Genomic DNA, 23,914 nt, shown 5'->3' on the forward strand with positions numbered 1-23,914 from the left:
AGTTGCTTAATATCAACTTCGTACAGTTTTAACTTATAACTCCTAACTTTTAACTTATAACTCAACCTAAGTTGGAAGCCCAAGCTTACTATCAGCAATTTGAGCGCAACGTGCGCATTATCCTCGATGCGCTGGCCGCTGGCCTCGACCTGCGTACTACGTCCCTCGAAACCAGCCTACCTATTGAGGTCTACGTGCTGTGCGAAGTGCTGAACCAGGGTGCCGGCGAGCACTTCACGCTCACTGCTACCGGCGTGGCCCGGCTAGCCGAGTTTCAGCAGCAGTTTATGAAGCATGAGGACCAGACGCTGGCCGCTATGCAACGCGTGCTGGCCGACAAAACCTCGGTGATGCGCACGCCCGAGGGCCGCGTATTCACTAAGGAAATGCTCATTCGCCGCCTCGAATTCTTCAACGAAGCCGCCCGGCAGGTAAACGTGATGCGGACCCAGCAGGCGCTGGGCAGCCCCCGGCAGTACGCCGTCTAAACCACGGATTCAGACGGTTTTTCCGCAGCTTAGTTGGTTCCCTAGCTACCCTAGCAGACCGAGGCCACCCAATGGGTGGCCTTTTTGCGCCTGCTCACCAGGGTTTGTAGTCCGTCCCGTCTGCCCCGGTTACCGGCGCACGGATTGTCGCACTCACTTGCTGCGATTTTTGCCGTGACGTCGCTGACGGGCACCCAACCTTTGCGCTCACCCGCTGTATTAGCTATCCGCTACGCATTGCGCTGCTTCGTCTGCGTGCCGGTTTAGGGCAAGATTATTGCCTGTTTGACGCTTTTTCGGCCTCTCTATTGCCTTTTCCACCGTGCTCGCAACCGTCCGCCTGCTCCTACGCCCTTATGAGCCGACCGATGCCGAGGCGTTTTTCACCTTGCTCGACCACAGCCGCGCGCGCCTGCAATACTCTTTTCCCGACCGCCTGCGGGCCGTGCCGACCCTAGCCAGTGCGCCTGCCCAGCTCGCCGCCTTTGCCGACGACTGGCGCACCGGCCGCTTCTACGTGCTCGGCATCTGGCTGCGCGAAACCGGCGCATACATCGGCGACATCTGCCTCATGCCCCAGCGCAATGGCCAGGCCGAAATCGGCTACTACCTGGCGGCCAGCGCCGAGGGCCACGGCTACGCCCGCGAGGCCCTGGCGGCCGTGTGCCGCTTCGGCTTCGGCCGGCCCGTCGAGGCGCAGCGGCTCCTCATCCGCTGCTTCGCCGATAATAAAAAAGCCCAGGCCGTGGCGCGGGCGCTGGGCTTTACGCCCCAGGGACTCGAAGAAGCCAAGCAGCCCGCCTGGCTGCGCCTCAGCTTCTGGGATAGCCGGCCGCCGCAAGCGCCCATCCTGCACTTCGTGCGCCACTGGGCGGCGGGCGACTAGCCTTTGGCTAGCTTACTGCCCCACCCGCACGCGCCGACCCAGGTTGCCGAGCAGCCACTCTTGCCGGAAATTGAGGTAGATGCCAAATGAGAAGTCGAGCAGGCTGCGGTTGAAATCATACACCGGCTCGACGCGCACCGTGAGGGCCGCCGCGTCGGAGATGCGGAAGTCGCGCAGCAGGCGCACCAGCAGCAGGCGGCGGTCGGCGTCGGTGTAGCCGGGCGTGCCGTAGCGCGAGGCAATGGACTGGTAGTAGGAGCCGCCAAACGGCGCGTAGAACTGGTGCCCCTGCCAGTAGCTGAGCATCACATCGACGTAGCGGGTTTCGAGCGTGCCATTGAGATACAAGGCATTGCCGCTGCTAAACGGCAACAGAAACAGCCCCGAGTGGTCGCTGTACGACAGGCCGTAGGCATTGAGCCGCACGGCCTGAAATACCGGCCCGCGCAGCGGCAGCCGCGCCACCACACCGCTAGCGTAGTTAAAGAGCGTCTGCACCGGAATGTGCAGCGTGTCAATCTGCCCGCCGTGGTGCCGGGCAGTAAATTGAAACGGAATGGAGAGCTGCACCGGGCTGTTGTCGCGCGTGAGGCGGAAGCTGCTGCTCAGGCCGCCTGCAATCTGCTCCTGGTAATTGACGCCCGGATATTCCTGCTTGAGCCAATCGACCCAGGCATCCAGAAATACCCGCTTGGTGTTGAGCCGGTACTGCAAGCCTTCCTCCAACGGCTTTAGCATCACGCGCTCAAAGTCCAGCATCGGCTCGATGTACTCGTGGTTGAGATTCGCCTTTATATTGCCGAAAATGAACTGGCTAGCCCCGTGCGTCCAGGTGGCGCGGAAGGTGGGCCGCACCTGCCGCAGCGTAGGGTTGCCAAAATCTTTCCAGAGGAATACGCCGCCTTCGAGGCGCAGTTCTTTAGTCGGATAATAGACCAGCTGTGGATTGAGCTGCGTACCGAAGAGAGTATAGCCTTCGACAATGTCGTTGAAATACTCGTTGTCCTTGAAGAAAGTGAAGGCATTGAGGGAGATGCGCAGGTCGCCTGCTTCAGCAGTATGAGCTATTTCATAGCTGCTTGGAATTTTGGGCAGAGCCCGAATAGAATCGAATTGCTGCTGTGACACTTCTCTAGTAGCCCCAACATGAAGCTGGCGCGACAGTCCTGGCTCCGGCGAGGTAAACGCCCGGTTGTCCAGCTGTGCCCGCGCCGGGCTAGCCATAACCAACACAGCCCCAACGCCAACTAAAATTCTTAGAAATTTCCCCATAAATTTGCGCCTCTGCCGGCACAAAACCGGGGTGCGTTGCGTTACAAATGGCCGCCGCAAAACAGAACGGTAGCCGGGCTAGCCCGCTGCTTTTCTGCCTTGGTGCGGTAAACCAAAATACCGTAGATTTACAACCCTTTAGTTTCCTCCCCCTCCCCTTCATGGCCTTAGCAACCAAAAAAGCCGAAAAATCAGAAATGGTCGATAAAGCTGACAAAACCGGTCCCTCCAGCCCCGCCGCCGAGAAAGCCAAGGCCCTCGCGCTGACGATGGAGAAGCTCGATAAAGCCTTCGGCAAAGGTACCGTGATGAAGCTCTCGGACCAGAAAGTGAACGATATTCCGGCCATTAGCACGGGCTCGCTCTCGCTGGATATTGCCCTCGGCATCGGCGGCCTGCCCCGCGGCCGCGTTATTGAGATTTACGGCCCCGAATCGAGCGGTAAGACGACCCTGACGATGCACGCCATTGCCGAGGCCCAGAAAGCCGGTGGCACTGCCGCCTTCATCGACGCCGAGCACGCCTTCGACCCGACCTACGCCAAGAAGCTGGGCATCGATGTGGATAACCTGCTGATTGCCCAGCCCGACAACGGCGAACAAGCTCTGGAGATTGCCGACCAGCTCATCAGCTCGGGCGCTATTGATATCATCGTGATTGACTCGGTAGCGGCCCTCGTACCGAAGGGCGAGCTCGAAGGCGACATGGGCGACTCGAAAGTGGGCCTGCACGCCCGCCTCATGAGCCAGGCCCTGCGCAAGCTCACCGGCACGATTAACAAGACCAACTGCCTCTGCATCTTCATCAACCAGCTGCGCGAGAAAATCGGCGTGATGTTCGGCTCGCCCGAAACTACGACCGGTGGTAACGCGCTGAAATTCTACGCTTCGGTGCGCCTCGACATCCGCCGTATCGGCCAGATTAAGGAGGACAAAGACAACGTGACTGGTAACCGCACCAAGGTGAAGGTGGTGAAAAATAAGGTGGCGCCGCCCTTCAAGGTGGTCGAGTTTGACATCATCTACGGCCAGGGCATTTCGAAAGTCGGGGAGATTGTGGACCTGGGTGTCGACATGGGCATCATAGGTAAGTCGGGCTCGTGGTTCAGCTACGACGGCAACAAAATCGGCCAGGGCCGCGAAGCCGTAAAAACCCTGCTGCTCGACAACCCCGAGCTGGCCGACCAGATTGAAGCCAAAATCCGCACCATGGCCAAGGGCGACGACGCTGTTATCCCCGTAGATATGAGCGGCCCCGAAGACGGCGACGATACGCTGTAAGCATCTGCAACTTGTAGTTTCGCTAGCCCCGCTGCCGCCCCGGCAGCGGGGCTTTTGCGTGGTAGCCGGCTAACCGAATGGCCCGCGGGCCAGTGTATTTTTGTCGGCTGGCACTTCGTTTGTAAATCCGCTTTCGACTCCGACCTCGTTTCTGCTTGTATGCGCCGCTGGCTACTCGTTCCGCTTCTCCTGCTTTGCATTGCCTGGACGCAGCCTAGCGGCACTGCCGAGCCGGTGCGGGTGTGGCCCAACCCCAGCTTCAAGGCCGGCGAAACCATCCGCTATAAGGTGCACTACGGCGTGCTCAACGCCGCCGAGGCCGTTATCGAAACCTCCGGCAACCTGGAGCGCGTGGCCGACCGGCCCTGCTACCGGGCCACCGTGAGCGGCCGCACCACCGGCTCGTTCGACTTCTTTCTGCACGTACGCGACCAGTGGCGCTCCTACATCGATACGGCCAGCGTGCTGCCGCTCCGCTCTTCGCGCGATATTGAGGAAGGCACGTATCGCAAAAAGGAAGTAGTGGATTTTGACCAGACGCACGACATCGTGAACGTGCTCCAGACCCACACCAAAGAGCCCATTCGCTATACCTTCAAGGTGCCCAATAACGTGCAGGAGCTCGTGAGCGGCTTCTATTACCTGCGCACCCTCAATTACGAGCGCATGAAGCCCGGCGATGTTATTCGCGTGGGTGGTTTCTTCGACGAATCGACGTTCAATTTGGAAGTTGCCTTCAAAGGCCGTGAGGTAGTCGAAACCAAAGCCGGCCCCATTCACGTGCTGAAGCTGGTGCCCAAAATGCCGACCAACCGCATTTTTCGGGGCGAAGACGCTATCAAGGTATACCTCTCCGACGACCGCAACAAGATTCCGGTGCTTTTCCAGGCCGAGCTGTTTGTGGGCTCGGTAAAAGTGGATATGTACAAGTACGACGGTCTGAGAAGCCGCCTCAACCTGGCCCGCTAGCCCCCTGCGGGCGCGTCACACAAACGTAACATGGCCGCCCGTTCAGCTTAGGTAATTTTGTGGTGCGAAAGTTCTTCCCCCTTTCGCTTTCACGCCGTGGCTACTCCCACCAGTCCAAAGTCAGCATCAGCCAAAGCCGGTGCTTACAAGATTTTAGTAGTTGACGACGACCCCGACATTGTCGAGCTGCTCGAATTCAACCTGAAGAAAGAAGGCTACCTCACCGCCTCGGCCGGCGATGGCCGCCAGGCCCTGGCCGTAGCGCAGGAATTCAACCCCGATATTATCCTGCTCGACGTGATGATGCCGCACCTCGATGGCATTGCCACCTGCCGCGCCCTGCGCGAGCAGCCCAAGTTCAAAGACACTTACATTCTCTTCCTCACGGCCCGCGCCGAAGAGTTTTCGGAAGTAGCCGCCTTCGAGGCCGGCGCCGATGATTTCCTCTCCAAGCCCATCAAGCCCCGGGCGCTGCTGAGCCGGCTAGCCGCCATCGTGCGGCGCGACCAGGACCCGCACGCCGGCGTGGAGGCCATCGACATCAACGGCCTGCGCATCGACCGCACGGCCTTCGCCGTGTACCAGGATGGCCGCAAAATCACCTTGCCCAAGAAAGAGTTTGAGCTGCTGGCTTTCCTGGCCGCCGCACCGCACAAGGTGTTCAGCCGCGACGAGCTGCTGCAAAATATCTGGGGCAACGACGTATTCGTGCTGGCCCGCACCGTGGACGTGCACGTGCGCAAGGTACGCGAAAAAGTGGGCGACCACCACATCCAAACCATTAAGGGTGTGGGTTATAAGTTTAACGCCGACTGACGCATCTCAATAGTTTGAACGTCATGCTGAGCTTGCCGAAGCATTTCCACCACTTCACTCAACGAGGCGGTAGAGATGCTTCGGCAAGCTCAGCATGACGTTCTATTTTACTTTTATCACCCCTAGCGTAGCGCCCTATGAACCTCTCTTCCCGCACCATTGCCGTTTTGATTGCGCTGCTGGTGGCGGGGGTGCTCACTGCCTGCACGTACTGGGTGCCTCGGCTGCCCACGCACCAGGCTTTTCTGGCGGGCGGCATCACGGTAGCCGCCTGTTTTCTGCTAGTTTATTTATCGTTTGAAGCGCTGATTTTCCGAGAAATAAACGGCATCTACTCGCGCCTGGAGCACATCAAGCGCAAGGAATTTAAACGCCTGAGTAACAAGTTTTTATTCCGCCCCGAGCCGCTGCGGCGCATCGGTGATGAGATAGTGGAGATGGCCGAGCGCCGCCAGCAGGAGCTTGATGAGCTCAAGCGCCTACAAGCGCTACGCCGCGAGTTTCTGGCCGACGTATCGCACGAGCTGAAGACGCCGCTCTTTGCCGCCCAGGGCTTCGTGCACACTATTTTGGACGAAGAAGAAGACAATGGGGAAGCCGGCATGGAGCCGGCCATGCGCCGCAAGTTTTTGCAGCGCGCCGCCGCCAGCCTCGACGCGCTCGATACCCTGGTGCAGGACCTAGTCACGATTTCGCAGCTCGAAAAAGGCGTTATCCGCATGCGCCGCCAGCGTTTCGACTTGGTAGCGCTGGTGCAGGAGTTGTTTGAGCTGCTGGAGCAGCAGGCCCAGCGGCGCGGCACCACGATGGAGTTGTTTCCGCCGCACTTGGCCGAGCGCGAAATGCCCGTCATTGCCGACCGAAATCGCATCCGCCAGGTACTTATCAACTTAATTGACAATGCGATAAAGTACGGCCGTGAGCATAATGGCCATGTGGTAGTAGCCCTCACCCCTGGCCGCAACGGGGTGCGCGTGGCTGTGCGCGACAATGGGGCCGGCATTGCGCCCGAGCACCAGGCGCGCATCTTCGAGCGCTTCTACCGCGTCGATAAAAGCCGCTCGCGCTCGGCCGGCGGCTCGGGGCTGGGGCTAGCCATCAGCAAGCACATTGTGGAGGCGCATAAATCTACTATTCACATTAAGAGCGTGCTGAATGAGGGCACGACGATGGAGTTTAAGCTGCCCCGGCCCAAGGAGGTAAAACAACTAGCCTAGCCCGGACCCACCGAGCCCAAGCTAGTGGCAGTCGTACCTTTGTGCTTCGCATGAAGCCACCTAAGTTCCAAGACCTCATTCTGTTTGAGAACGACGATTATATTGTCGTCAACAAGCCGCCGTTTCTTTCCACGCTCGACGAGCGCATTGGCGTGGCGCCCAGCCTGCTGCGGCTAGCCCGCGAGTACGCCGACGATGCCCAGGTAGGCCACCGCCTCGACCGCGATACCAGCGGCGCGCTGGTGCTGGCCAAGCACCCCGAGGCCTACCGGCACATTTCGATGCAGTTTGAAAACCGGGAGGTAAATAAGGTGTACCACGCCGTGACCTGGGGCGCGCCGCCGCTCGATAAGTTTGTGGTCGAGCGCAATATCGAAACCACTAAGAGCGGCAAGGCCCGGCTAGCCTTCAAGGGCAAGCCTGCCGAAACCCGCTTCACGCTGCTTGAAACCTACGCCCGCCACGCCCTCGTGCAGTGCGAGCCCGTAACCGGCCGCATGCACCAGATTCGTTTGCACCTAGCCTACGTCGAAACGCCCATTGTGGGCGACCACCTCTACGGCGGTGAGGACTTTTTCCTGTCCTCGCTCAAGAAAAAATTCAACCTGAAAGAGGGCGAAACCGAGCAGCCCTTCATCAAACGGTTTGCCTTGCACGCCAAGGAGCTTGGTTTTACGGGGCTGGCGGGCGAGGCCATCAAGATTGATGCGCCCTATCCGAAGGATTTTCGGGTACTGGTCGAGACGCTGCGGCAGTACCGTTGAGCTTAAGTTGATATATGGGGTTTTGGCAGCACTCGAAAGATAGAATTCGGAGTTTTCCACTGATGATGCTCATCTATGGAATTATGGCTTTGATTGGCTGGATACTATACTCAATCGGTCAGCATCTGTAATAGCACTTGGTTATCTGCTCGAAAACCCGTACCTTTGTGTCCGTTTTTCCCCAGGCCCGACCGGCTTGGGGTTTATTGTCAATTGTTTAGCCGGTAATTTTTACCAAATCCGCATGGACCACCTGAGCTTCAAGACGACCCACGTCAACAAGGCCAACGCCCAGAAAGCCTGGGTTATCATCGACGCCAGCGTGGCCCCGCTGGGCCGCGTGTGCAGCCAAATTGCTAACGTACTGCGTGGCAAGCACAAGCCTTCGTTCACTCCTAACTCTGATTGCGGTGATAACGTGATTGTTATCAACGCCGACAAGCTGCGCGTGACGGGCAAGAAGATGACTGAGAAAGTGTACATCTCGCACTCGGGCTATCCCGGCGGCCAGAAGCAGCGCACTCTGCGCGAGCAGATGAACCGCGACTCGCGCAAAGCCATTGAGCACGCCGTAAAAGGCATGCTGCAAGGCAACCGCCTGGGCGCCGAGCAGTTCCGCAACCTCTACGTATACGCTGGCACCGAGCATCCGCACGAAGCGCAGCAGCCCAAAGTATACGAGCTGAAGAACCTGTAAATCATTGTCTTTACGGCCGATTTTGGCCGCAATTTTTCCACCACTAATGGCAGCTACTAACACCTCTGGTAGAAGAAAAACCTCGGTGGCCCGCATCTACATGCAGGCCGGGCAAGGGAATATCACTATCAACAACCGGGACATGAAGTCCTACTTCGCCAACGAACTGTTGGAGAACATCGTGAACCAGCCGCTGGCCATCCTCGAGCAGGTAGGCCAGTACGACATCAAGGTGAACGTGAGCGGCGGCGGCATCGCCGGCCAGGCTGAGGCCATTCGCCTCGCCATCTCGAAAGCCCTGGTAAGCGACAACGCCGAAATCAAGTCGTCGCTTCGCAAGGAAGGCTTCATGACGCGCGACCCCCGCATGGTGGAGCGTAAGAAGTTCGGCAAGCGCAAGGCTCGTCGCTCGTTCCAGTTCTCTAAGCGCTAATCGTTTAACCGTAGTAGTATTATGGCTCAGTCCACCACCTATAAAGAGCTGCTTGACGCGGGTGCCCACTTTGGCCACCTTACGCGCAAGTGGGACCCGAAAATGGCGCCGTACATCTTCATGGAGAAGAACGGCATCCATATTATCGACCTGAACAAGACGCTGGCTTCGCTCGATTACGCTGCCAATGCTATTCGCAACATCGCGAAGAGCGGCCGCAAAATCATGTTCGTCGCCACCAAAAAGCAGGCCCAGGAGATTGTGCAGACGGAGGCGCAGCGCCTTAAGATGCCTTTCGTGACGGACCGCTGGCTGGGCGGGATGCTGACGAACTTCGCCACCATCCGCAAGTCGCTGAAGAAGATGGCTACCATCGACAAGATGGTGAAAGAAAACACCGCTTTTGCGGCCCTAGCCAAGCGCGAGAAACTCATGATGAATCGTGAGCGCGAGAAGCTGGAGCGCGTAATGGGTGGTATCTCGGACCTGAGCCGCCTGCCTGCTGCCCTGTTTGTGGTAGACGTGAAGCGCGAGCACATTGCCGTGAAAGAAGCGCAGAAATTGGGCATCCCGGTTTTCGCTATCGTGGATACCAACTCGAACCCCGAGCTGGTGCAGTTCCCCATCCCGGCCAACGACGACGCCTCGAAGTCTATCCAGCTCATTATGAACGTGATTGGCAAGGCTATCGAAGACGGACTGTCGGAGCGTAAAGTTGACAAAGAAGACGCTGACCGCAAAGAAGCCGATGAGGCAGCTATCGCGGAGAAGACGGAAGCTGATAACGAAGGCTAAGCCGCTCGCTTTTAAAGCTTGACGAAAAAGGGAACGGTCGAGGCAAGTGCTTGGCGGTTCCCTTTTTCAATTTTTGAATTGGTCGTTTGTAGAGACGCATCCTTGCGCCTCCCGTAGGAACGACTCGTTAATTGAATGTTCAACGCCGAGACGCAAGAATGCGTCTCTACAATTCCCCTCCCAATGGCCGCTATCACCGCCGCAGACGTAAACAAGCTCCGCACCATGACCGGCGCGGGCATGATGGATTGCAAAAAAGCCCTGACCGAGGCTAACGGCGACTTCGAAGCCGCCCGCGACATTCTGCGTAAGCAGGGTCAGAAAATCGCCGACAAGCGTGCTGACAACGCCACGTCGGAAGGCCTCGTGCTGGTAAACGTGAGCGCCGACGGCACCACTGGCAAGCTGGTGGCCCTGGCTTGCGAAACCGAGTCGGTAGCTAAAGTAGCTGACTTCCGCACGCTGGTGCAGCAAATCCTAGACACGGCCGTAAAAACGAACGTGGGCACTAAGGAAGACCTGCTGGCTGCCAAAGAGGCCGACGGCCGCACCGTGCAGGAGCACATCACGGAGCTGACCGGCAAAATCGGCGAGAAGCTCGACCTCACCTATACCACCCTCACCGCCGAGAAAGTGGCTTCGTATATTCACTCGGATAACAAGAAGGGCGTACTCGTGGGCCTGAAGAACGTGGGCAGCGCCGACGTAGCGGCCATTGGCCGTGACGTGGCGATGCAAATCGTGGCTATGAAGCCCGTGGCCGTTGACAAAGACGGGGTGGACTCGGCTACGGTAGAGCGCGAAATCGAAATCGGCAAAGAGCAGGCGCGCGCCGAAGGCAAGCCCGAAGCGATGCTGGAGAAAATCGCCCAAGGCAAGCTGAACAAGTTCTACAAGGAGAACACCCTCCTGAACCAGGAATTTGTAAAAGACAACTCGCTGACAATCGCCCAGCTGCTCGACAAAGAGTCGAAAGGCATGACGGTATCGGACTTCAAGCGCGTAGCCATCGGCGCGTAGCTTTTAGCTTGTATTTGCTTTAGATGAGAAAGCCCGCTGGCGCATTGCCAGCGGGCTTTCTCATCTAACTAATTTCGCTATTAATTATTGGTAGGGTGAGGCGTATTCATTTCCTCATGCATTTTACTCATCATATCCAGGTAATTTTCTAACGGCTCCATGCCAATTGCCGCCCGGCGCTTATCTACGTTCCTAGGGTCTCGTAGCGATTTTGGAACTGCTTTGCCAAGTCCTAATCCTTTGTACTCTACTTGGGTACCGTACTCCTCCGGTTGGTTTGCATTGATAGCAACTCTATCGGTCAGGTAGGCATAATTTACTGGGCTGGCGTTTTTGCGTTTTACCTCAAGCAACATCATTTGCAGCACCTGGCGTTGAAAATCAGGATGAGCATCGGCGTGTTGCACTAATAACCAGAAATTATTAGCGCTCTTTTCACCCACCTGCTTAAATCCTGGGAAGCCATATTGCTTAACAATTTTTTCTAGCAACGGCTGGTGGCGGGCAAAGTTGGATTTCTCCACATCATATAATGACCGCCCAGCACTGTCGGGGAGCTGATGGAATATTTGCTGCATAGGCCATTGGTCTACATAAGCTAAGCTATCCAGCGTTTTGCTCAGTTTAGGATACAGCACCACTTGGGCCTGACTGACCACCGGGCGCGCAATACTGGCTATTAGTAGCCACGCATATACATACTTCATGTCGGAGTAACGAGTGCGTATGCAGGTTATTTTATTTGTGAGCGTCTTTTTGCAGCCACGCCCGCACCCTAGCCTGGGCATTCTGGCGCACGTTGAGACAATCGATAATCTGGTAGTTGAGGCGCTTGATTCCTTTAGTCGGCTCGCGGCTATAGTGCCTCGGACAAGTCGTTCTCGTCAACGAAGTTGGTGAGCAGCACGTGCAGCTCGGTATCTGGCAGGCCAGGGCTGCGCGCTAAGTAGTCTTCCTGCTCAGGATTGATATACCCGGTCAAATGCCGAAAATCGGCCGGGCTCATCGCTCGGAATCCCATCGACCATTGCGTGAATAAGCGGTGAGGGGCCGCGCCATCGGCCAGCTTTATAATGTGCGTGTGGCGAGGGTCTTGCACAATACGCGAAAAAACGGCGTGCACATTGGCTTTGCTTCCTTCCAATACCTGCACAATATTCCCGTGGCTGTAAAGTAACAGTCCAGTCAAGCCATTAGAAGCGTTGAAAGCGCGGGATTGGGTAAGCAGTTTCGCCAGCTGCAAGTCGCCGAATGGCACAGTGGCATAGCTTTGGTAAACCAGATAGTGTAGGTTGTCCGGCACTATCGGTGCCCGATGGCCCGGCCCGTTGGCCTCCCAATGCAAGCGCAAAATTCTCGATAAAATTCTGGCATCGAGTGGTTTGGAGAAATAGCCAGCCACAGACTGGTAGCGAGCAGCTTTTGCCCGGTCCTCCGGATTAATCGAAGAAGTCAGCAGCAGCACGCATACGGGGTGGGTCAGGGGCAAGCTGGCAAAAGCATCTAAAAATTCCCAGCCGTCCATCAAGGGCATATTCAGGTCCAGCAAGACGAGGTCGGGCAAGGTCATCTTTGCCTCGAGCGTTTGCACCAATTGGTTTAGTGCTCGCTGGCCATTCGTATAAAGCTGCACCTCGGGCTCGTGCAAGGCTTTTTCCAATAGCACTTTAGTAGTGGCCGCAGTGATGGGATTGTCCTCAATCACGTAGACCAGTTTCAAGTCAAGTTGATGCATATGATTAATACTTAATCGCTACCTCAACCGTGAGTAGCGCTGGCTAGCCCTGACAGCCGGCTTAAAACAAAAATTGGGTGATTACTTTATTTGCTTGCTTTGCAGTCCTTGCCTGTACCGGCCAAACTCAAGTAGGAAAGTATCGGGTCATTCATTTTGCCGGCCCGGCTAGGGTCTGTTTTTTGCGGCGCGCCACTTGCCCGCGTCAAGGGCCACGCTTACCAGCAGCGCGTGCGGCAAGGTCAGGATGGCCGCCGTGACGACGGCAATCCCCAGCAGCGTATCGAGGGCGGCTAGCCTAGTAGGAAGCAGCAGGTATAATGCTAGTGGTACGGCCAGGCTTAGTAGCAGTAACGGGAAAGCACGCCGAATAAAAAAGACCACCTCCTGACCCAGGGCAGCCCAAGTTCGGCGTGGCCCCGCTGCCACGTAGCCGAACACCCGATTCAGGCGCAGAATGTGCTGCAAGCTATGCCAGAAAACAAAATACACGCCCAGGCTCAGCATAGGCGGCACAGTTATGAATAAGGTACTGAGCAACAGCACTTCGAAGGCATCGGTATAGCAACGCTGAGCTTCCTGCTGCTTTGCGTAGCAGGCCCACAATACCAAGTGCCCAATGCCTACCACGGGCCAAAGCCCATGCGCCATGCCCGCGAGCCAAGCGGGGCTGAGCGGAGCGGCCCCCGCAAATGCCAGCAGGCCATTGACGCTGTACTGCATCTCGGCGGGCCACCACCGCGCTGGCACAGCCAGCAGCAGTGCTCCGCGCAACAGGCTGTGCAGCAGCCACAGCGCCCGCTGGCCCGGCCGGGCCGGCGCATCGGCCGAGCCCCAGTGCCAAACAGTAAGGAGGAAGAATGCACTTACTGCTGCACCGGGCCAGTACCACCAGCCAAGGCCGGCCACTGCCGCCAAGCTTAGGTAGCCCAGCACAAATCTTACTAAATAAACCCGCTGGCCCCCGTTGATTTGCCTTATTGCGGGTAGCACAAGCTGGTCGCAAGCTCCGTGTGCCAGGCCCAACACTACCAGGCCCACCAGTAGTATCGGCCCCAACATAGCTGGGGCAGCACCGGGAAAAACCAGGCCCACCCCGCTAGCCCCTGCTACGGCCAGGTAAGAAAAATACTGCGGAAACGACTTGGCGACTGGCAAAGCAGGCATGACACGGGTGAAATGATAGAATACGCTAGCCGGCTACCCTTCCGTAAGAAAGCCAGCGCTAGCAGGGTTCGGCTGGCTCAACGCGGCTCGTCGCCCGCCTGACAAAGTAAGGATTGCATACGCTGCACATTTTCCTTACCCAGGGGCTTCGAAAAATAGCCGATTACTGGTTGGTACTGCCGAGCTTTTTCCATATCCTCAGGCTGAATGGAAGAAGTGAGAATAAACACGCGCACCGGCTGAACCAGGGGCAGGGTGCTGAAAGCATCCAGAAATTCCCAACCATCCATAAGCGGCATATTCAGGTCCAGCAAAATCAGGTCGGGCATGCTAGCGCCCGCCTGCAGCGCGGCCCGTAGCTGGTCAAATGCCAGCTGCCCGTTGCCAAACGTCTGAACGGCGCGGTAGTGGAGGTCCTTCTCAAGGATGAACTTCGTAATGGTGGCCGTGATGCGGTCGTCCTCGACCACGTAGGCCAGCTTAGTTGCCTTCATTGAACTGGATGGTGAAAGTGGTCCCGACATCGACCTCGCTCTCCAACTGAATAGTGCCCTGCATGGCTTCTACCTGGTTTTTGGTGATGAACAGGCCCACGCCCCGCGCATCTTCGTTGTCGTGAAACGTTTTGTACATACCGAAGAGCTTGGTGCGGTACTTAGCCAGGTCGATGCCGAGGCCATTGTCCTGCACCGTTAGCACCACACTGCCCGGCTCGGCCTGCGCCCATAGCCGCACATAGGCGGGCCGGGTAGTAGCGCGGTATTTTATCGCGTTGCTAATCAGGTTCAGCAAAATACTGTCCAGGTACGCCGGCACTACCGTCACGGTCAGCGTGGGGGGCACATCTACCTCTACCGTAATGTGATGCTGGCGAATGAGCACGCTCAGCGCTTCCAGCGTTTTGTCAATCTCTCCTTTCAGCGCGCGCGACGCCTTGGGCTTGTTGACGTTGTTATTAATCGTGACGATATCGTTGAGGTTAACGATGGTATCGGCCAGCTGCTCGGTGCTGGTAGTCAGCATTTGCATAAACATCGTTTTCTGTGCTTTGCCCTTAGCCTCGGCCAGCAGCTGCACCAGCGACGTCAGATTGGCCGAGTGAGAACGGATGTTGTGCGAAATGATGTAGGCAAAGTTTTGGAGCCGCAGATTCTGCTGGCTGGTCACGTCGAGCAGATGCTGCGCGCGGTGCAGGTTTTCCAGCAGCAAGGTCACGTCGTAGCCAACGCACAGGATTTCCTTTAGCTGCCCATCTTCCCCCAGCACCCCTTTAAACTCCCAGTGATTAGACTTGATGGAGCCATCGTGGTAGAGCTTGCGCAAAATCACCTGGTGCGGCACGTGCGGAGACCGAAAACAGTGCGTCACCACTTCCAGGCATTTCGGCCAGTCTTCCTCAATAATGCTGAGTAGCGAGGACGTGCCTATTAGGTCGTTTTCCCAGCCGAAGCGCTCGTAGAAAAAGTCGTTGACGTAGGTATAGTTGCCGCGGGGGTCGGTTTTCAGAATGTAGACCGACTGATTGCTGAGAATGGAGCTGTAGTGGGTCGCTACTTCTTCCACGTAAGCTTCTTTTTGCTTTTCCTTCGTCACGTCGAACAGGGCCACGACCAGCCAGGTGGCCCGGCCACTATCGTCGTGCAGCGCCATGCCCCGGCAGCGCAGCCACACGGGCGAGGCCTCGCGGTGCGTGCAGCGCAGCACCAAGTCGAAGCCCTGCGCGGGGTCTTGCACGTAGGCCTCGGCCTTGTGCCAGGCGGTGGTTAATTCGGCGGGGTCGATGCAGCCCCGCCAGGCGGCGGGGTCGGCCGGCACCTGGTCGGGGGCGTAGCCCAGAGTCTGCCAGAAGGTAGCATTTACCCACCCCTCCGTAGGCAGCAGCAGGTTCCAGTACCAGAGGCCATCGGTCAGCGAATTTTGCAGGAAATCATAAACTACTGGGTTGTAGTCGATTGATGCGGCCAAGTCAGGGTGTTAGGAAAGTAGCGTTGACACAAATTATTAAGTAACTAGTTAGTTTTAATCTCCAAAAAAGACTGTTTTACTGCGGCTGGGTGGTATACAGGCGCTTTGCTCTGGTACTCGCGCCCGCCAGCTGCACAAACTGCTGCATCCACCCCACGCTGTCGCCATCCAGCGGCTTGGAGAAGAAGCCTTTCACCACGTTGTAATGCTTAGCTTTTTCGCGGTCGTGGGGATGAATGGAAGAAGTTAACACAAACACGCAGACCTGCTTGGCAATGGGCAGCTGGATAAAGGCATCCAGAAATTCCCAGCCATCCATGACGGGCATGTTCAGGTCCAGCAAAATCAGGTCCGGGAGGCTTTTATTTTCTTGCACATCTGCTAGTAGCTGGTTGTATGCCACCTGGCCGTTCACAAAGTGGCGCACTTTGCCGCGCCGCAGGTTTTTCTGCAGCACCAGCTCGGTGACGATGGCCGTGATGTGGTCATTTTCGATTATGTAGGCTAGGTGTGACATCTTGCGTGCGATAATGAACTGAGGCGTGCGGCAGAGTAAGGGGCTAATAGTTAGCGAACACTAGCTTTGGCTGTCGCTCTTGGGGCCCGCTCCTACGCACTGCCGGGAGATGGCAGAACGGTGTACGACACCTAACTAACTACCCCTTATTACTTATTTTTTTTGAAAAAATACCATTAATGCATTACCTATGATGCCATACCGGCAATAAAGGTAAACATAAGTTATATTCTCAAAAAATTGTTTTACGAACAGTTACTGATACGGTTTCCCGCCCCTAGCCAAGACAGGAAATAGCTAGCCCGCTTTTACAGACTCAGATTTTCGTTACCGGGGTTGTGGCGCTCCCTTTCCCGTTTGAGCGGGCCTGACATATTTTACATGACCTAGGCTAGCGGCACTACAGAGCGGCCTGCTTGCTGCTGGCTTCCGGGACTAGCTTAATTTACAGAGCTAGCAGTCAGTCGTGCGGGCCCTGTCTGGGCAATTTCTCTGGTCCGTTTGGGCGACGGAGCGCGGCGGCGAGCGCGCCGCTTTTTTCGCTAGTATTCAGTGCGGGTTTAGCTGCCATGCCCGCACCCTAGCCCGCGCGTTTTGGCGCACGTTGAGGTAGAAGAGGTTGTAATCGACGATGTGGTAAGAGGCACTTAGGTCCTTTTTGCCGGGAACGTGCAGGTGGCGGTAGCCGGGCGGGTGCTGGCCATCGGCCCAGAGCAGGCCCCGGTGAATCTGGGCTGCGGTGAGGTGCGCGTCGATACGCTTGAAAGTGAGCGGCACGCCGCCGCGGTTGAGGCTAGCGGGCGCGGCAGCGGAGTCGAGCGTCCAGGTGAGCGGGTTGGTGACGAGCAGGCCGTGGTAGGGCGCGAAATCGGTGCCGCGCGTGGCGGTGTTCCAGCCGATGATGCCGCCGGTTTGGAGCGAGTCGCGCAAGGCGGGCAGGTACTGGTATTCGTTGGGTTTTACATTACGACCTACTAAGTAGGCGGCAATCAATTGCTTGCGTAGTTGCGGATTGTCATCGACCAGCTCGTGCAATAGGCGCTGGGCGTGGGTAGTGCCCTGGCTGTGGCTAGCCAGAATGAACGGCCGGCCGTGGTTGTAGTGCGCGAGGTAGTATTGGAACGACGCCTTTACGTCGGCGTAGGCCAGGTCGAGCGCGGGCTGGCTGCCAGGGTCTTTGGGGGCGAAGAAGCTGTAGAGCGTGGCTTGGCGGTAGCGCGGCGCGTAGAGTCGGCCCACGTCGTAGAACAGGCTGGCCTGGTTGCGCAGGCAGGTACGGGCGGTGTAGCGGCGCAGACGCTTGAGGCGCATCGGCGCATTCCAGTACCCTAGCCGCCAAAAGTAGGTGGTAGGATGCACGTAGAATACATCGGCCACCGTATCGGCGGGCGTGGGCGCGGGCCGGGGAAGGCCCGGCGGGCGTAGCTGGGCGGCGGTGTAGTGGCCGGGCAGCGCGGCCCAGGTGGTACTATCGGCGTAGTCGGGCGCCGGGCCCGCATTTTTCGCCGAGAAGTGGTGAATGGGCTTGATGATAGCTAAGCAGCTGCTGAGCAGCAGACAGCTAGCCAGCCCTAGCCAACGCGTAATACCTAGTGGCACAACTACGGTTTCTTAATGACGGCCGAATCGATTGACGTGGTAGTAGTAGCGGGGGCAGAAGAAGGTGCGGGCGCAGCCACCGAATCGGCCTTGAACTGGCTCGCCGGGGCGGGGGCCGGTCGCTCCTGGGGCGCTACGCGCACGGTATCGGGGGCAGGGGCGGGCGGCAGGCTAAGCTGCTCGGCCTGGGGGCCTACTTCGGGCACGGTGGCGGCGGAGTCGGCGGCGGTTTGGGTGCCGCTGGTCAGGTGCTCGTTGGGCTGGGCGGGGCGGCCTATCATCAGGTAAGCCACTACGCCCAGAAAAACCAGCAGGCCACCGATGGCAAATACCAGGTTGAGCGGGTTGCGGCGCTCTTCGAGGGGCGGCAGGTCGGCTTCTTCGTGGGCGAGCAGGCTGGGGGCGGCGGCGGCCAGCCAGTCGGGCGTAGCGGGCGGCGGGGGTGGCAGCTCGGCGGGGTTGGGCGCGCTGGTATCGTAGGCTGCGTTGGTTGCTTCGGGTACGGGCGCCGGGGCTTCGGGCACTTCGTAGGCGGGTGCTTCGGCTAGGTTCTCGGTGAGTGGCGTGAGGGGCAGCGCGGGCTCGGCACCAAAAACCACCTGGCGCTTGAGCGTTTCAAACTCCTGGGGCGTGATGGTACCCGCATCCAGCATTTCCTTGAGCTGGCGCAGGGCGGCGAGAGACGAATGCGGGTCGGACGGAATCATGACGACAAAAAAGGCAGAATTTATTTGGCGACGACGCCCGCCAGGCGCGTCTTGCGGCGCTCTAGCACCTGCACCTTCGTTTCGCGCAGCTGGCCGTTGCTGATGAGCCGGACGCTGTCCTGGCTCAGGCTTTGGGCATTGGCTTGGTTTTGACGCAACAGCTCTTCTATACGCTTCAGGTTGGCGGCGGTATTGGCGCGGGTGTTGTCCATGTTGCGGTTTATTTTTTCCTTCTCCTTGTCGATGGCCGCTACCTGGGCCTCGGCATCGAGCACCTGCTGGCGGAAGGCGTTGATGCGGGCGGCGGGCGCGTAGCGCTCCAGCATGGCTTGCAGGCGCTTAAACTCGGTGGTGCTGAGGTCGGGCGAGAAGAACGTTTTTTCGCCAAAGCCGCCGAAGAGCGCCACCTCGGTAGTCGAGTCGGTGAGGGCCGTGGTGGCGGCGTACACATCCACGGCGCGGCTCGAAATATTGGTGCCAGCTACCTGCTTGGCCGTGAGCACGCCGTTTTTCTTGGTTACCATATCCACCAAGCCGCTTTTCAGCGGCACGCGGTAGGTTTCCTTCATAAATTTCTGCAAGTATTCGCGGGTTTTTTCCTCGTTGCCATCTACCACCACATTCACGCTATACTGCGTGCGCCCGGCGTAGGGCAGCTGGCCCTGGCGCACCACGTAGTTCTGGCCCGGCTCGTAGGCCTGGGCGTGGGCAGCAGTGGCGAGTAGTCCAGTGAATAGCAACAACAGGCAAAGTCGGCGGAGCATAGCGAAAGCAGGGAAAGGTGGGGAGAAGAATTAGCGGAGGTCGTGGCGGGCGAAGGCGGCGCGCAGGTCGTCGCGCATGAGCTGGAAGCGCGCCACGGCGGCGGCCAGAAACTCATCGTCGAGCAACTGACGGATTTCCACGTCGGGCGCGGCCACGCCGGTCAGGTCCAGCTCGGCCACCTTATAGGTCTGTTCGAGCGGGCCTTGCTCTAGCTTGAGCAGGTACTTGCCATTCCAGGCGAGCAGCGTGATTTTAACTTGGGAATGCGGGATATCGGCAACGTGGCGCATAGGCAGCTAGCGGAGATTCGGCCGAAGATAGCGCCCCGGCCCTACCCGACTCGTCGAGCGCTGCTTTAACACCCACCCGGCCAGCCTCGTATAAAAACCCAGGCTAGCCCCCGCTAGCCTGGGTTTTTCTGTTCATCCTTATTCCTTTTCCAGCCATGCCCCAGGGAGATAAGTCGAAATACACCGACAAGCAAAAGCGCCAGGCCGAGCACATCGAAGAAGGCTACGAGAAAAAAGGCGTTTCCGACAAGGAAGCCGAAGCCCGCGCCTGGGCCACGGTAAACAAGCAGGACGGCGGCGGCAAAAAGCCCGGCGGCTCGGGCCGTAAATAGCCCCCTGCCCTAGCCACCACTCCGGCGGCCAAGCCCCCTAGCGGGCCTTGGCCGCCGTTTTTTTACCGAATTAGGCGACTATGGGCTGCTGAGCTAGCGCTGGGTGGGCCTGGGAGCGGCGCAGCGCCACGACCAGGCTGAGCAGCAGCAGCCCACACCCCACGCCGATAACAGGGGCCGACGTAAGCTCAAGCAGCCAGCCGTTGAGGTAGCTGGCCGTGACGGTGCAGAGATTAACCAAAGCCATGTACGTAGTGAACTGCGAGCCCTCGATGCGCGGCCGGCAGAAGGCCATGAGCAGCGGCATGGCAGCGGCGCTGAGCAGTGGGTCGGCCAGGTTCATGACAACCAGGCCGGTAAAGCCAACCGCTTTCAACGACCAGAATGCGCCCAGGCTGCCGAAAGTCAGTAGAAAGCCCGCCAGCCCCACCATCACCCAATATTGCAGCCGGGCCGCACCCAGGCGGTCGACGATGATGCCGCCGCCGAGCAGCACCCCGAAGGCGATAACGCTGCCCAGCGTCCCCTGCTGCGCCGACACTTCGGCATCGGCCCAGTGCAGTGAGTGGATGAGGTGAAACGTGTAAGCATTATTAAAGAGCGAGCCGCCCAGGTACGCCAGGAAGATGATGCCAAACGCCCGCAGGCTGTGCTTTTCGACCATGCTGCGCCACAATTCGGCAAACAGCCACCCTAGCGGCGGGTTAATTTCGGCTTCGCTTTGGCCCTCGACTATCGGGCGCTGGCCCGGCCCGAAGCGCGGCAGCAGGCGGTCGGTGCGCTCGAGCTTGATAAAAAACGTGAGCACCGTGAGCCCCAGCAGGGCTAGCGACTGCGCCAGCGCTGCCCGCCCAAACCCGCCGTGGTGCAGCACCCACGAGAGCGCCGCGCCGCCCACCGCCCAGCCCAGCAAAAAGCCGCCCCGCATAAAGGCATTCACGCGCCCGCGCTCGGCGGCCGGCACCACCGAGATGGCAATGGCATCGACGCTGGCATCCTGGATGGAGGCAAATACGCTGTGAATGAAGAACACGGCGCTCATCAGCCCCAGCTGGGCCACCGGCTGGCGCACCAGCAGCAGCGAAAGCGAAGCCAGCACCGCCACCAGCTGCGTGAGCACTACCCACTGCTTGCGGTGCCCGATGATGGAGTATTGGTACTTATCAATCAGCGGCCCCCACACGAACTGGAACGTCCAGGGCAGGCCCACGATGGCGGCAAACGAGCCCACCGCGTGGGCCGACAGCCCACTACCAATCAAGTAGTTGTATACTGCCGTGAGGCCGAAGCCCGCCGGAATACCCTGCATTACATACAGGTAAAAAAAGGTGACGTAGCGCAGCCGGGCGCTGTCGCGGAGGACCAAGTGAGGCAAAACGTTAAGCGGGTGGGTGGGTAGGCTGAGCGAAAGCCCAACAGGGCGAAAAGGCAGTGCCTAAAGGTACTGGCTAGCAGCTGGCTAGCTACAGTCGAGCTTAAGCTACCAGCGCCTCGGTCACGCGGCTCAGGTCACTGCTCACTTTTTGCAGAAAGGCCAACTGCTCGGCCAGGGTACGGTCGGGGCTAGCGGTGTCGGCCAGGGCATCGGCGCGCACCTCCTGCAGCAGCGCCACGGTGGCGGGGGCGGCGGCTTCCACTTCGGGCGCGGGCGCGGCGGCTAGCCTAGCCAGGCTTTTGCTGAGGGCAGCCTGGGCGCTGGTGAGTACGCGGCGCGCCTCGGGCGGCACGGCGGGGTTGGGCGTGGCCGCATCTTGCCAAGTGGTGGTGAGGGCCGAGATATTAGCCGACAGAATATGATTGAGCACCACAAACTCGTGCACCTCGGTGGGGTGGCGGCGGGTGCGGCGCGGCTCGGAAAGCATGCGCTGGAAGGCCGCCGCGAGGTTAGCCGAGGCTACGTACACGTCTTTGCGGAGTAGGCGGTAGGTGGTGGGCAACACTTCGCGGCCGGCCAGGCGGTCGGCCAGTTGGCGCAGGTAAGCGAGGTTGGCGCGCAGGGTAGCGGCCAGCAGGTCGGGCAGCTGCTCGCCTTCCCAGCGCGGAAACAGCAGGTAGGCCGTGGCCAGGGCAATGGCGCAGCCCAGCGCCGTATCGGTGAGGCGCTCCTCAATCACCCCGATGTAGCTCAGCCCCAAAAAGCTGAACATGATGAGCAGGTAAGCCGTGAGAAAAATTACCGTCACGAGGTATTTGGTACGCTGAAACGAGTAGGCAATAACCATAAACACCAGCAGCAGCCCGAAGCGCACGTCGCCATCGGGCACGGCCCACAGCACCAGCGAGCCCAGCACGCCGCCCACCAGCGTGCCGCTGATGCGCTGAATGTTGCGCTCGCGGGTGAGGCTGAAGCCGGGCTTGAGCATGAAGGTTACCGTCATCAAAATCCAGTAGTTGTGCTGGCCGTGCCACAGCAGCTCGGCCACCGTGAAGGCCACGGAGCAGGCTACGGCCATGCGCACGGCGTGCCGAAACACCGACGAGCTCAACGTCAGGTTTTCGCCGAAGGCGCTCCACTCCAGCTCCTGCCGGGCCACGAACTGGGTGTGGCTAGCCACCCGGCGCGGGTCGGGGGCTAGCGCGGCCTGGTCCTCATCGAAATAGCGCCGGATGCTGCGCACGCGCCGGTGCAGGTCGCGCAGGTTTACCAGGATTTTCTTGAGCACCAGCGTGCTCAGACCGGTGGCCGGGTCGGGCGCGGGCAGGGCGTTGATGCGGGCTTGCAGCTGAGTAAGCTCGGCCAGGCGGTCGGGCGGCGGGCTGCCGTAGGCGCGGTTCACCAGGATGGCGCTGCCGAGGTAGTCGAGGTCCGTAGCCAGCCGGTTGATGAATGCCTGGATTTCGGCCAGAATGCCCGTTTCGCCAAAAGCCGCGCGCAGAGCCCCGTAGTCGTAGTAACCCGCCGTGATGTGCTCGTAGAGGTCCACCGTTTCGGTGAAGGTGAGCACCAGGCGGCGGCCGGTGCTGGTGCTTTCGCTCACTATCTGGCGCGAGCGGAAGATGAGGTCACGCACGGCTTCCTGCTTCTCATTCACTACTACCTGCTGGGCCACGAGGCGGCGGTAGTCTTCGTCGAGGTCGGTTGAAGAATTATAAAAAGCAGCTTTTATATGCAGAAAACCTGCTACGGCGTGTAGGCACTCGCCCAGCGCCTGCTGGGCCGAGCGGTAGGGTTGCACCCGGCTTTGCACCAGCGCCAGCAGCAAATACCAGCCGCCCCCTAGCCCCAGCATACCGGCGTGCAGCAGATTGGCCTGCCAGCCCTCAGGCGGGTGGGCCAGGGTGAGCACCATGCCCAGCAGCGCCGCCGAGCCCACCGAGCCGGCCCGCGCGCCCCACACCAGCAGCATCGTCAGCCCAAAGCTCAGGCCCACCAGCACCACGCCCAGCGCCAGCCGGTAGGGGGCTAGCCAGCCCACCAGCAGCGCCCCCACAAACACCAAACCCAGGGCGGCCAGCAGGCCATTGCGCCGGTGCTGCAGGGGGCCGGGCGTGTCGGTCACGCTCAGGCACACGGCGCCGGTCGAGATGGTGATGCCCGCCGCAAACTGCCCCCACTGCGCCCCCGCCACTGCCGGCAGCAGAATGGCCAGCGTGGTGCGCAGCCCATCGGAAAAGTGCTGGCTGAAGAAAAAATACGACAGGTCGCGGCGCGACACACTTAACTGCATGGCAATCCAAAAATGCACAATAAGTTAAATTACAGCTTGCTCAACACTCTCAAAGATTGAACCTTATTTGGATTGATGGGAGAAGTTCTTGAGTGGATGAGTAAAGTAGTTGCGGTACGGACTGGTAACACGCAGTTTGTGTAGGCCGCAGGCCACGGCCATTATTGTTTCGAGCACCCACCCGCCTCGTAGACGGAACTTATATGTGACCATGCGCAGGCGCTAACTACCGCTGGGGCGTGTTCCATGACCACGAGTAAAGGACTTAGCATCTAATTGTAAAACCCTTGTGAGAACGTCACCTTCCACTTCAGTGGTTTTTATGGGTCATATCCACTAGTATCCCGCTCGGCGCGTGACCTAGCAGACCCAGATTCTGGCATATTATGCCACCAACCGGCGATTGTAGGGCAAACTCATACTCGTCAGCCAGTTTTTTGTTATGCAAGCATCCGGCTTCCATAGCCGGAAGAAAATGTACATACTGGGTGTCATCGCACAAGACCATGTTTTCCAGACGATGCAATTTTTT

General features: G+C 58.8%; 25 protein-coding genes. 12 read left to right on the plus strand and 13 right to left on the minus strand.

Annotated elements, in window-relative coordinates; genetic code table 11:
* Positions 1 to 71 precede the first annotated feature (71 nt).
* Together GKZ68_RS14215 and GKZ68_RS14220 are read left to right on the plus strand one after the other, a co-directional pair.
* The gene (locus GKZ68_RS14215; protein ID WP_173115914.1) at positions 72 to 488 is read left to right on the plus strand and encodes a hypothetical protein; all 417 of its coding nucleotides are present in this window, start codon (positions 72 to 74) and stop codon (positions 486 to 488) included.
* Between the two features lie 322 nt (positions 489 to 810).
* Complete coding sequence (locus tag GKZ68_RS14220; RefSeq protein ID WP_173115916.1) at positions 811 to 1,374, plus strand: GNAT family N-acetyltransferase; 564 nt, start codon at positions 811 to 813, stop codon at positions 1,372 to 1,374.
* A gap of 12 nt (positions 1,375 to 1,386) precedes the next feature.
* On the opposite strand, the gene GKZ68_RS14225 is transcribed toward GKZ68_RS14220, so the two are convergent.
* Positions 1,387 to 2,502: a hypothetical protein gene (locus GKZ68_RS14225; protein ID WP_173115918.1), complete on the minus strand. Its 1,116-nt coding sequence runs from the start codon at positions 2,500 to 2,502 to the stop codon at positions 1,387 to 1,389.
* Positions 2,503 to 2,843: 341 nt separating this feature from the next.
* On the opposite strand from GKZ68_RS14225, the gene recA reads away from it, so the two are divergent.
* The 9 genes from recA to tsf all read left to right on the plus strand — a co-directional run bounded on the left by recA (position 2,844) and on the right by tsf (position 10,637).
* Positions 2,844 to 3,926: a recombinase RecA gene (gene recA, locus GKZ68_RS14230; RefSeq protein ID WP_254244286.1), complete on the plus strand. Its 1,083-nt coding sequence runs from the start codon at positions 2,844 to 2,846 to the stop codon at positions 3,924 to 3,926.
* A gap of 159 nt (positions 3,927 to 4,085) precedes the next feature.
* A complete protein-coding gene (locus tag GKZ68_RS14235; protein ID WP_173115922.1) occupies positions 4,086 to 4,895 on the plus strand; it encodes a DUF3108 domain-containing protein in 810 nt (269 codons plus the stop codon).
* Between the two features lie 96 nt (positions 4,896 to 4,991).
* On the plus strand, positions 4,992 to 5,711 hold the full coding sequence (locus GKZ68_RS14240) for a response regulator transcription factor (RefSeq protein ID WP_173115924.1): 720 nt from the start codon (positions 4,992 to 4,994) through the stop codon (positions 5,709 to 5,711).
* 137 nt (positions 5,712 to 5,848) lie between these two features.
* Positions 5,849 to 6,928: a cell wall metabolism sensor histidine kinase WalK gene (locus GKZ68_RS14245; RefSeq protein WP_173115926.1), complete on the plus strand. Its 1,080-nt coding sequence runs from the start codon at positions 5,849 to 5,851 to the stop codon at positions 6,926 to 6,928.
* A gap of 50 nt (positions 6,929 to 6,978) precedes the next feature.
* Positions 6,979 to 7,692, plus strand: coding sequence for an RluA family pseudouridine synthase (locus GKZ68_RS14250; protein WP_173115928.1), 714 nt, complete (start codon positions 6,979 to 6,981; stop codon positions 7,690 to 7,692).
* 244 nt (positions 7,693 to 7,936) lie between these two features.
* Positions 7,937 to 8,389: a 50S ribosomal protein L13 gene (gene rplM, locus GKZ68_RS14255; protein ID WP_173115930.1), complete on the plus strand. Its 453-nt coding sequence runs from the start codon at positions 7,937 to 7,939 to the stop codon at positions 8,387 to 8,389.
* A gap of 46 nt (positions 8,390 to 8,435) precedes the next feature.
* Positions 8,436 to 8,822, plus strand: coding sequence for a 30S ribosomal protein S9 (rpsI, locus tag GKZ68_RS14260; RefSeq protein ID WP_173115932.1), 387 nt, complete (start codon positions 8,436 to 8,438; stop codon positions 8,820 to 8,822).
* 21 nt (positions 8,823 to 8,843) lie between these two features.
* Positions 8,844 to 9,617 (plus strand): 30S ribosomal protein S2, encoded by a 774-nt coding sequence (gene rpsB / locus GKZ68_RS14265; RefSeq protein ID WP_173115949.1) that lies wholly within the window; start codon positions 8,844 to 8,846, stop codon positions 9,615 to 9,617.
* A 183-nt stretch (positions 9,618 to 9,800) separates the two neighbouring features.
* A complete protein-coding gene (gene tsf, locus GKZ68_RS14270) occupies positions 9,801 to 10,637 on the plus strand; it encodes a translation elongation factor Ts (RefSeq protein ID WP_173115951.1) in 837 nt (278 codons plus the stop codon).
* A gap of 80 nt (positions 10,638 to 10,717) precedes the next feature.
* On the opposite strand, the gene GKZ68_RS14275 is transcribed toward tsf, so the two are convergent.
* From GKZ68_RS14275 to GKZ68_RS14320, 10 genes are all read right to left on the minus strand, one after another.
* Positions 10,718 to 11,344, minus strand: a complete 627-nt coding sequence (locus tag GKZ68_RS14275; RefSeq protein WP_173115953.1) for a DUF6624 domain-containing protein — start codon at positions 11,342 to 11,344, stop codon at positions 10,718 to 10,720.
* A gap of 149 nt (positions 11,345 to 11,493) precedes the next feature.
* Complete coding sequence (locus GKZ68_RS14280; protein ID WP_173115955.1) at positions 11,494 to 12,372, minus strand: BLUF domain-containing protein; 879 nt, start codon at positions 12,370 to 12,372, stop codon at positions 11,494 to 11,496.
* Positions 12,373 to 12,540: 168 nt separating this feature from the next.
* Positions 12,541 to 13,539, minus strand: a complete 999-nt coding sequence (locus GKZ68_RS14285) for a Brp/Blh family beta-carotene 15,15'-dioxygenase (protein WP_173115957.1) — start codon at positions 13,537 to 13,539, stop codon at positions 12,541 to 12,543.
* A gap of 77 nt (positions 13,540 to 13,616) precedes the next feature.
* Positions 13,617 to 14,033 (minus strand): response regulator, encoded by a 417-nt coding sequence (locus tag GKZ68_RS14290; RefSeq protein WP_173115959.1) that lies wholly within the window; start codon positions 14,031 to 14,033, stop codon positions 13,617 to 13,619.
* On the minus strand, positions 14,020 to 15,504 hold the full coding sequence (locus GKZ68_RS14295; RefSeq protein WP_173115961.1) for a PAS domain-containing sensor histidine kinase: 1,485 nt from the start codon (positions 15,502 to 15,504) through the stop codon (positions 14,020 to 14,022). The genes GKZ68_RS14290 and GKZ68_RS14295 overlap by 14 nt, the downstream gene beginning before the upstream one ends.
* Positions 15,505 to 15,580: 76 nt before the next feature.
* A complete protein-coding gene (locus tag GKZ68_RS14300) occupies positions 15,581 to 16,021 on the minus strand; it encodes a response regulator (protein ID WP_173115963.1) in 441 nt (146 codons plus the stop codon).
* A 549-nt stretch (positions 16,022 to 16,570) separates the two neighbouring features.
* Positions 16,571 to 17,620: a DUF3089 domain-containing protein gene (locus GKZ68_RS14305; RefSeq protein WP_173115965.1), complete on the minus strand. Its 1,050-nt coding sequence runs from the start codon at positions 17,618 to 17,620 to the stop codon at positions 16,571 to 16,573.
* A 2-nt stretch (positions 17,621 to 17,622) separates the two neighbouring features.
* Entirely contained in the window at positions 17,623 to 18,327 is a 705-nt protein-coding gene (locus GKZ68_RS14310) for an SHOCT domain-containing protein (protein WP_173115967.1), read from the minus strand.
* A 20-nt stretch (positions 18,328 to 18,347) separates the two neighbouring features.
* The gene (locus GKZ68_RS14315) at positions 18,348 to 19,091 is read right to left on the minus strand and encodes a hypothetical protein (protein ID WP_173115969.1); all 744 of its coding nucleotides are present in this window, start codon (positions 19,089 to 19,091) and stop codon (positions 18,348 to 18,350) included.
* 30 nt (positions 19,092 to 19,121) lie between these two features.
* Complete coding sequence (locus GKZ68_RS14320) at positions 19,122 to 19,382, minus strand: hypothetical protein (RefSeq protein WP_173115971.1); 261 nt, start codon at positions 19,380 to 19,382, stop codon at positions 19,122 to 19,124.
* A 155-nt stretch (positions 19,383 to 19,537) separates the two neighbouring features.
* Here GKZ68_RS14320 and GKZ68_RS14325 point away from each other — a divergent pair, with 155 nt between their 5' ends.
* Positions 19,538 to 19,714 (plus strand): hypothetical protein, encoded by a 177-nt coding sequence (locus tag GKZ68_RS14325; protein WP_173115973.1) that lies wholly within the window; start codon positions 19,538 to 19,540, stop codon positions 19,712 to 19,714.
* 70 nt (positions 19,715 to 19,784) lie between these two features.
* Here the strand turns inward: GKZ68_RS14325 and GKZ68_RS14330 are convergent, their stop codons facing one another.
* Together GKZ68_RS14330 and GKZ68_RS14335 are read right to left on the minus strand one after the other, a co-directional pair.
* The gene (locus GKZ68_RS14330; protein WP_173115975.1) at positions 19,785 to 21,080 is read right to left on the minus strand and encodes an MFS transporter; all 1,296 of its coding nucleotides are present in this window, start codon (positions 21,078 to 21,080) and stop codon (positions 19,785 to 19,787) included.
* Positions 21,081 to 21,189: 109 nt separating this feature from the next.
* Positions 21,190 to 23,382, minus strand: coding sequence for an FUSC family membrane protein (locus GKZ68_RS14335; protein WP_173115977.1), 2,193 nt, complete (start codon positions 23,380 to 23,382; stop codon positions 21,190 to 21,192).
* Positions 23,383 to 23,914: the final 532 nt, after the last annotated feature.

It is taken from the genome of Hymenobacter sp. BRD128 (assembly GCF_013256625.1).
In the GTDB taxonomy this organism is placed as follows: Bacteria; Bacteroidota; Bacteroidia; order Cytophagales; family Hymenobacteraceae; genus Hymenobacter.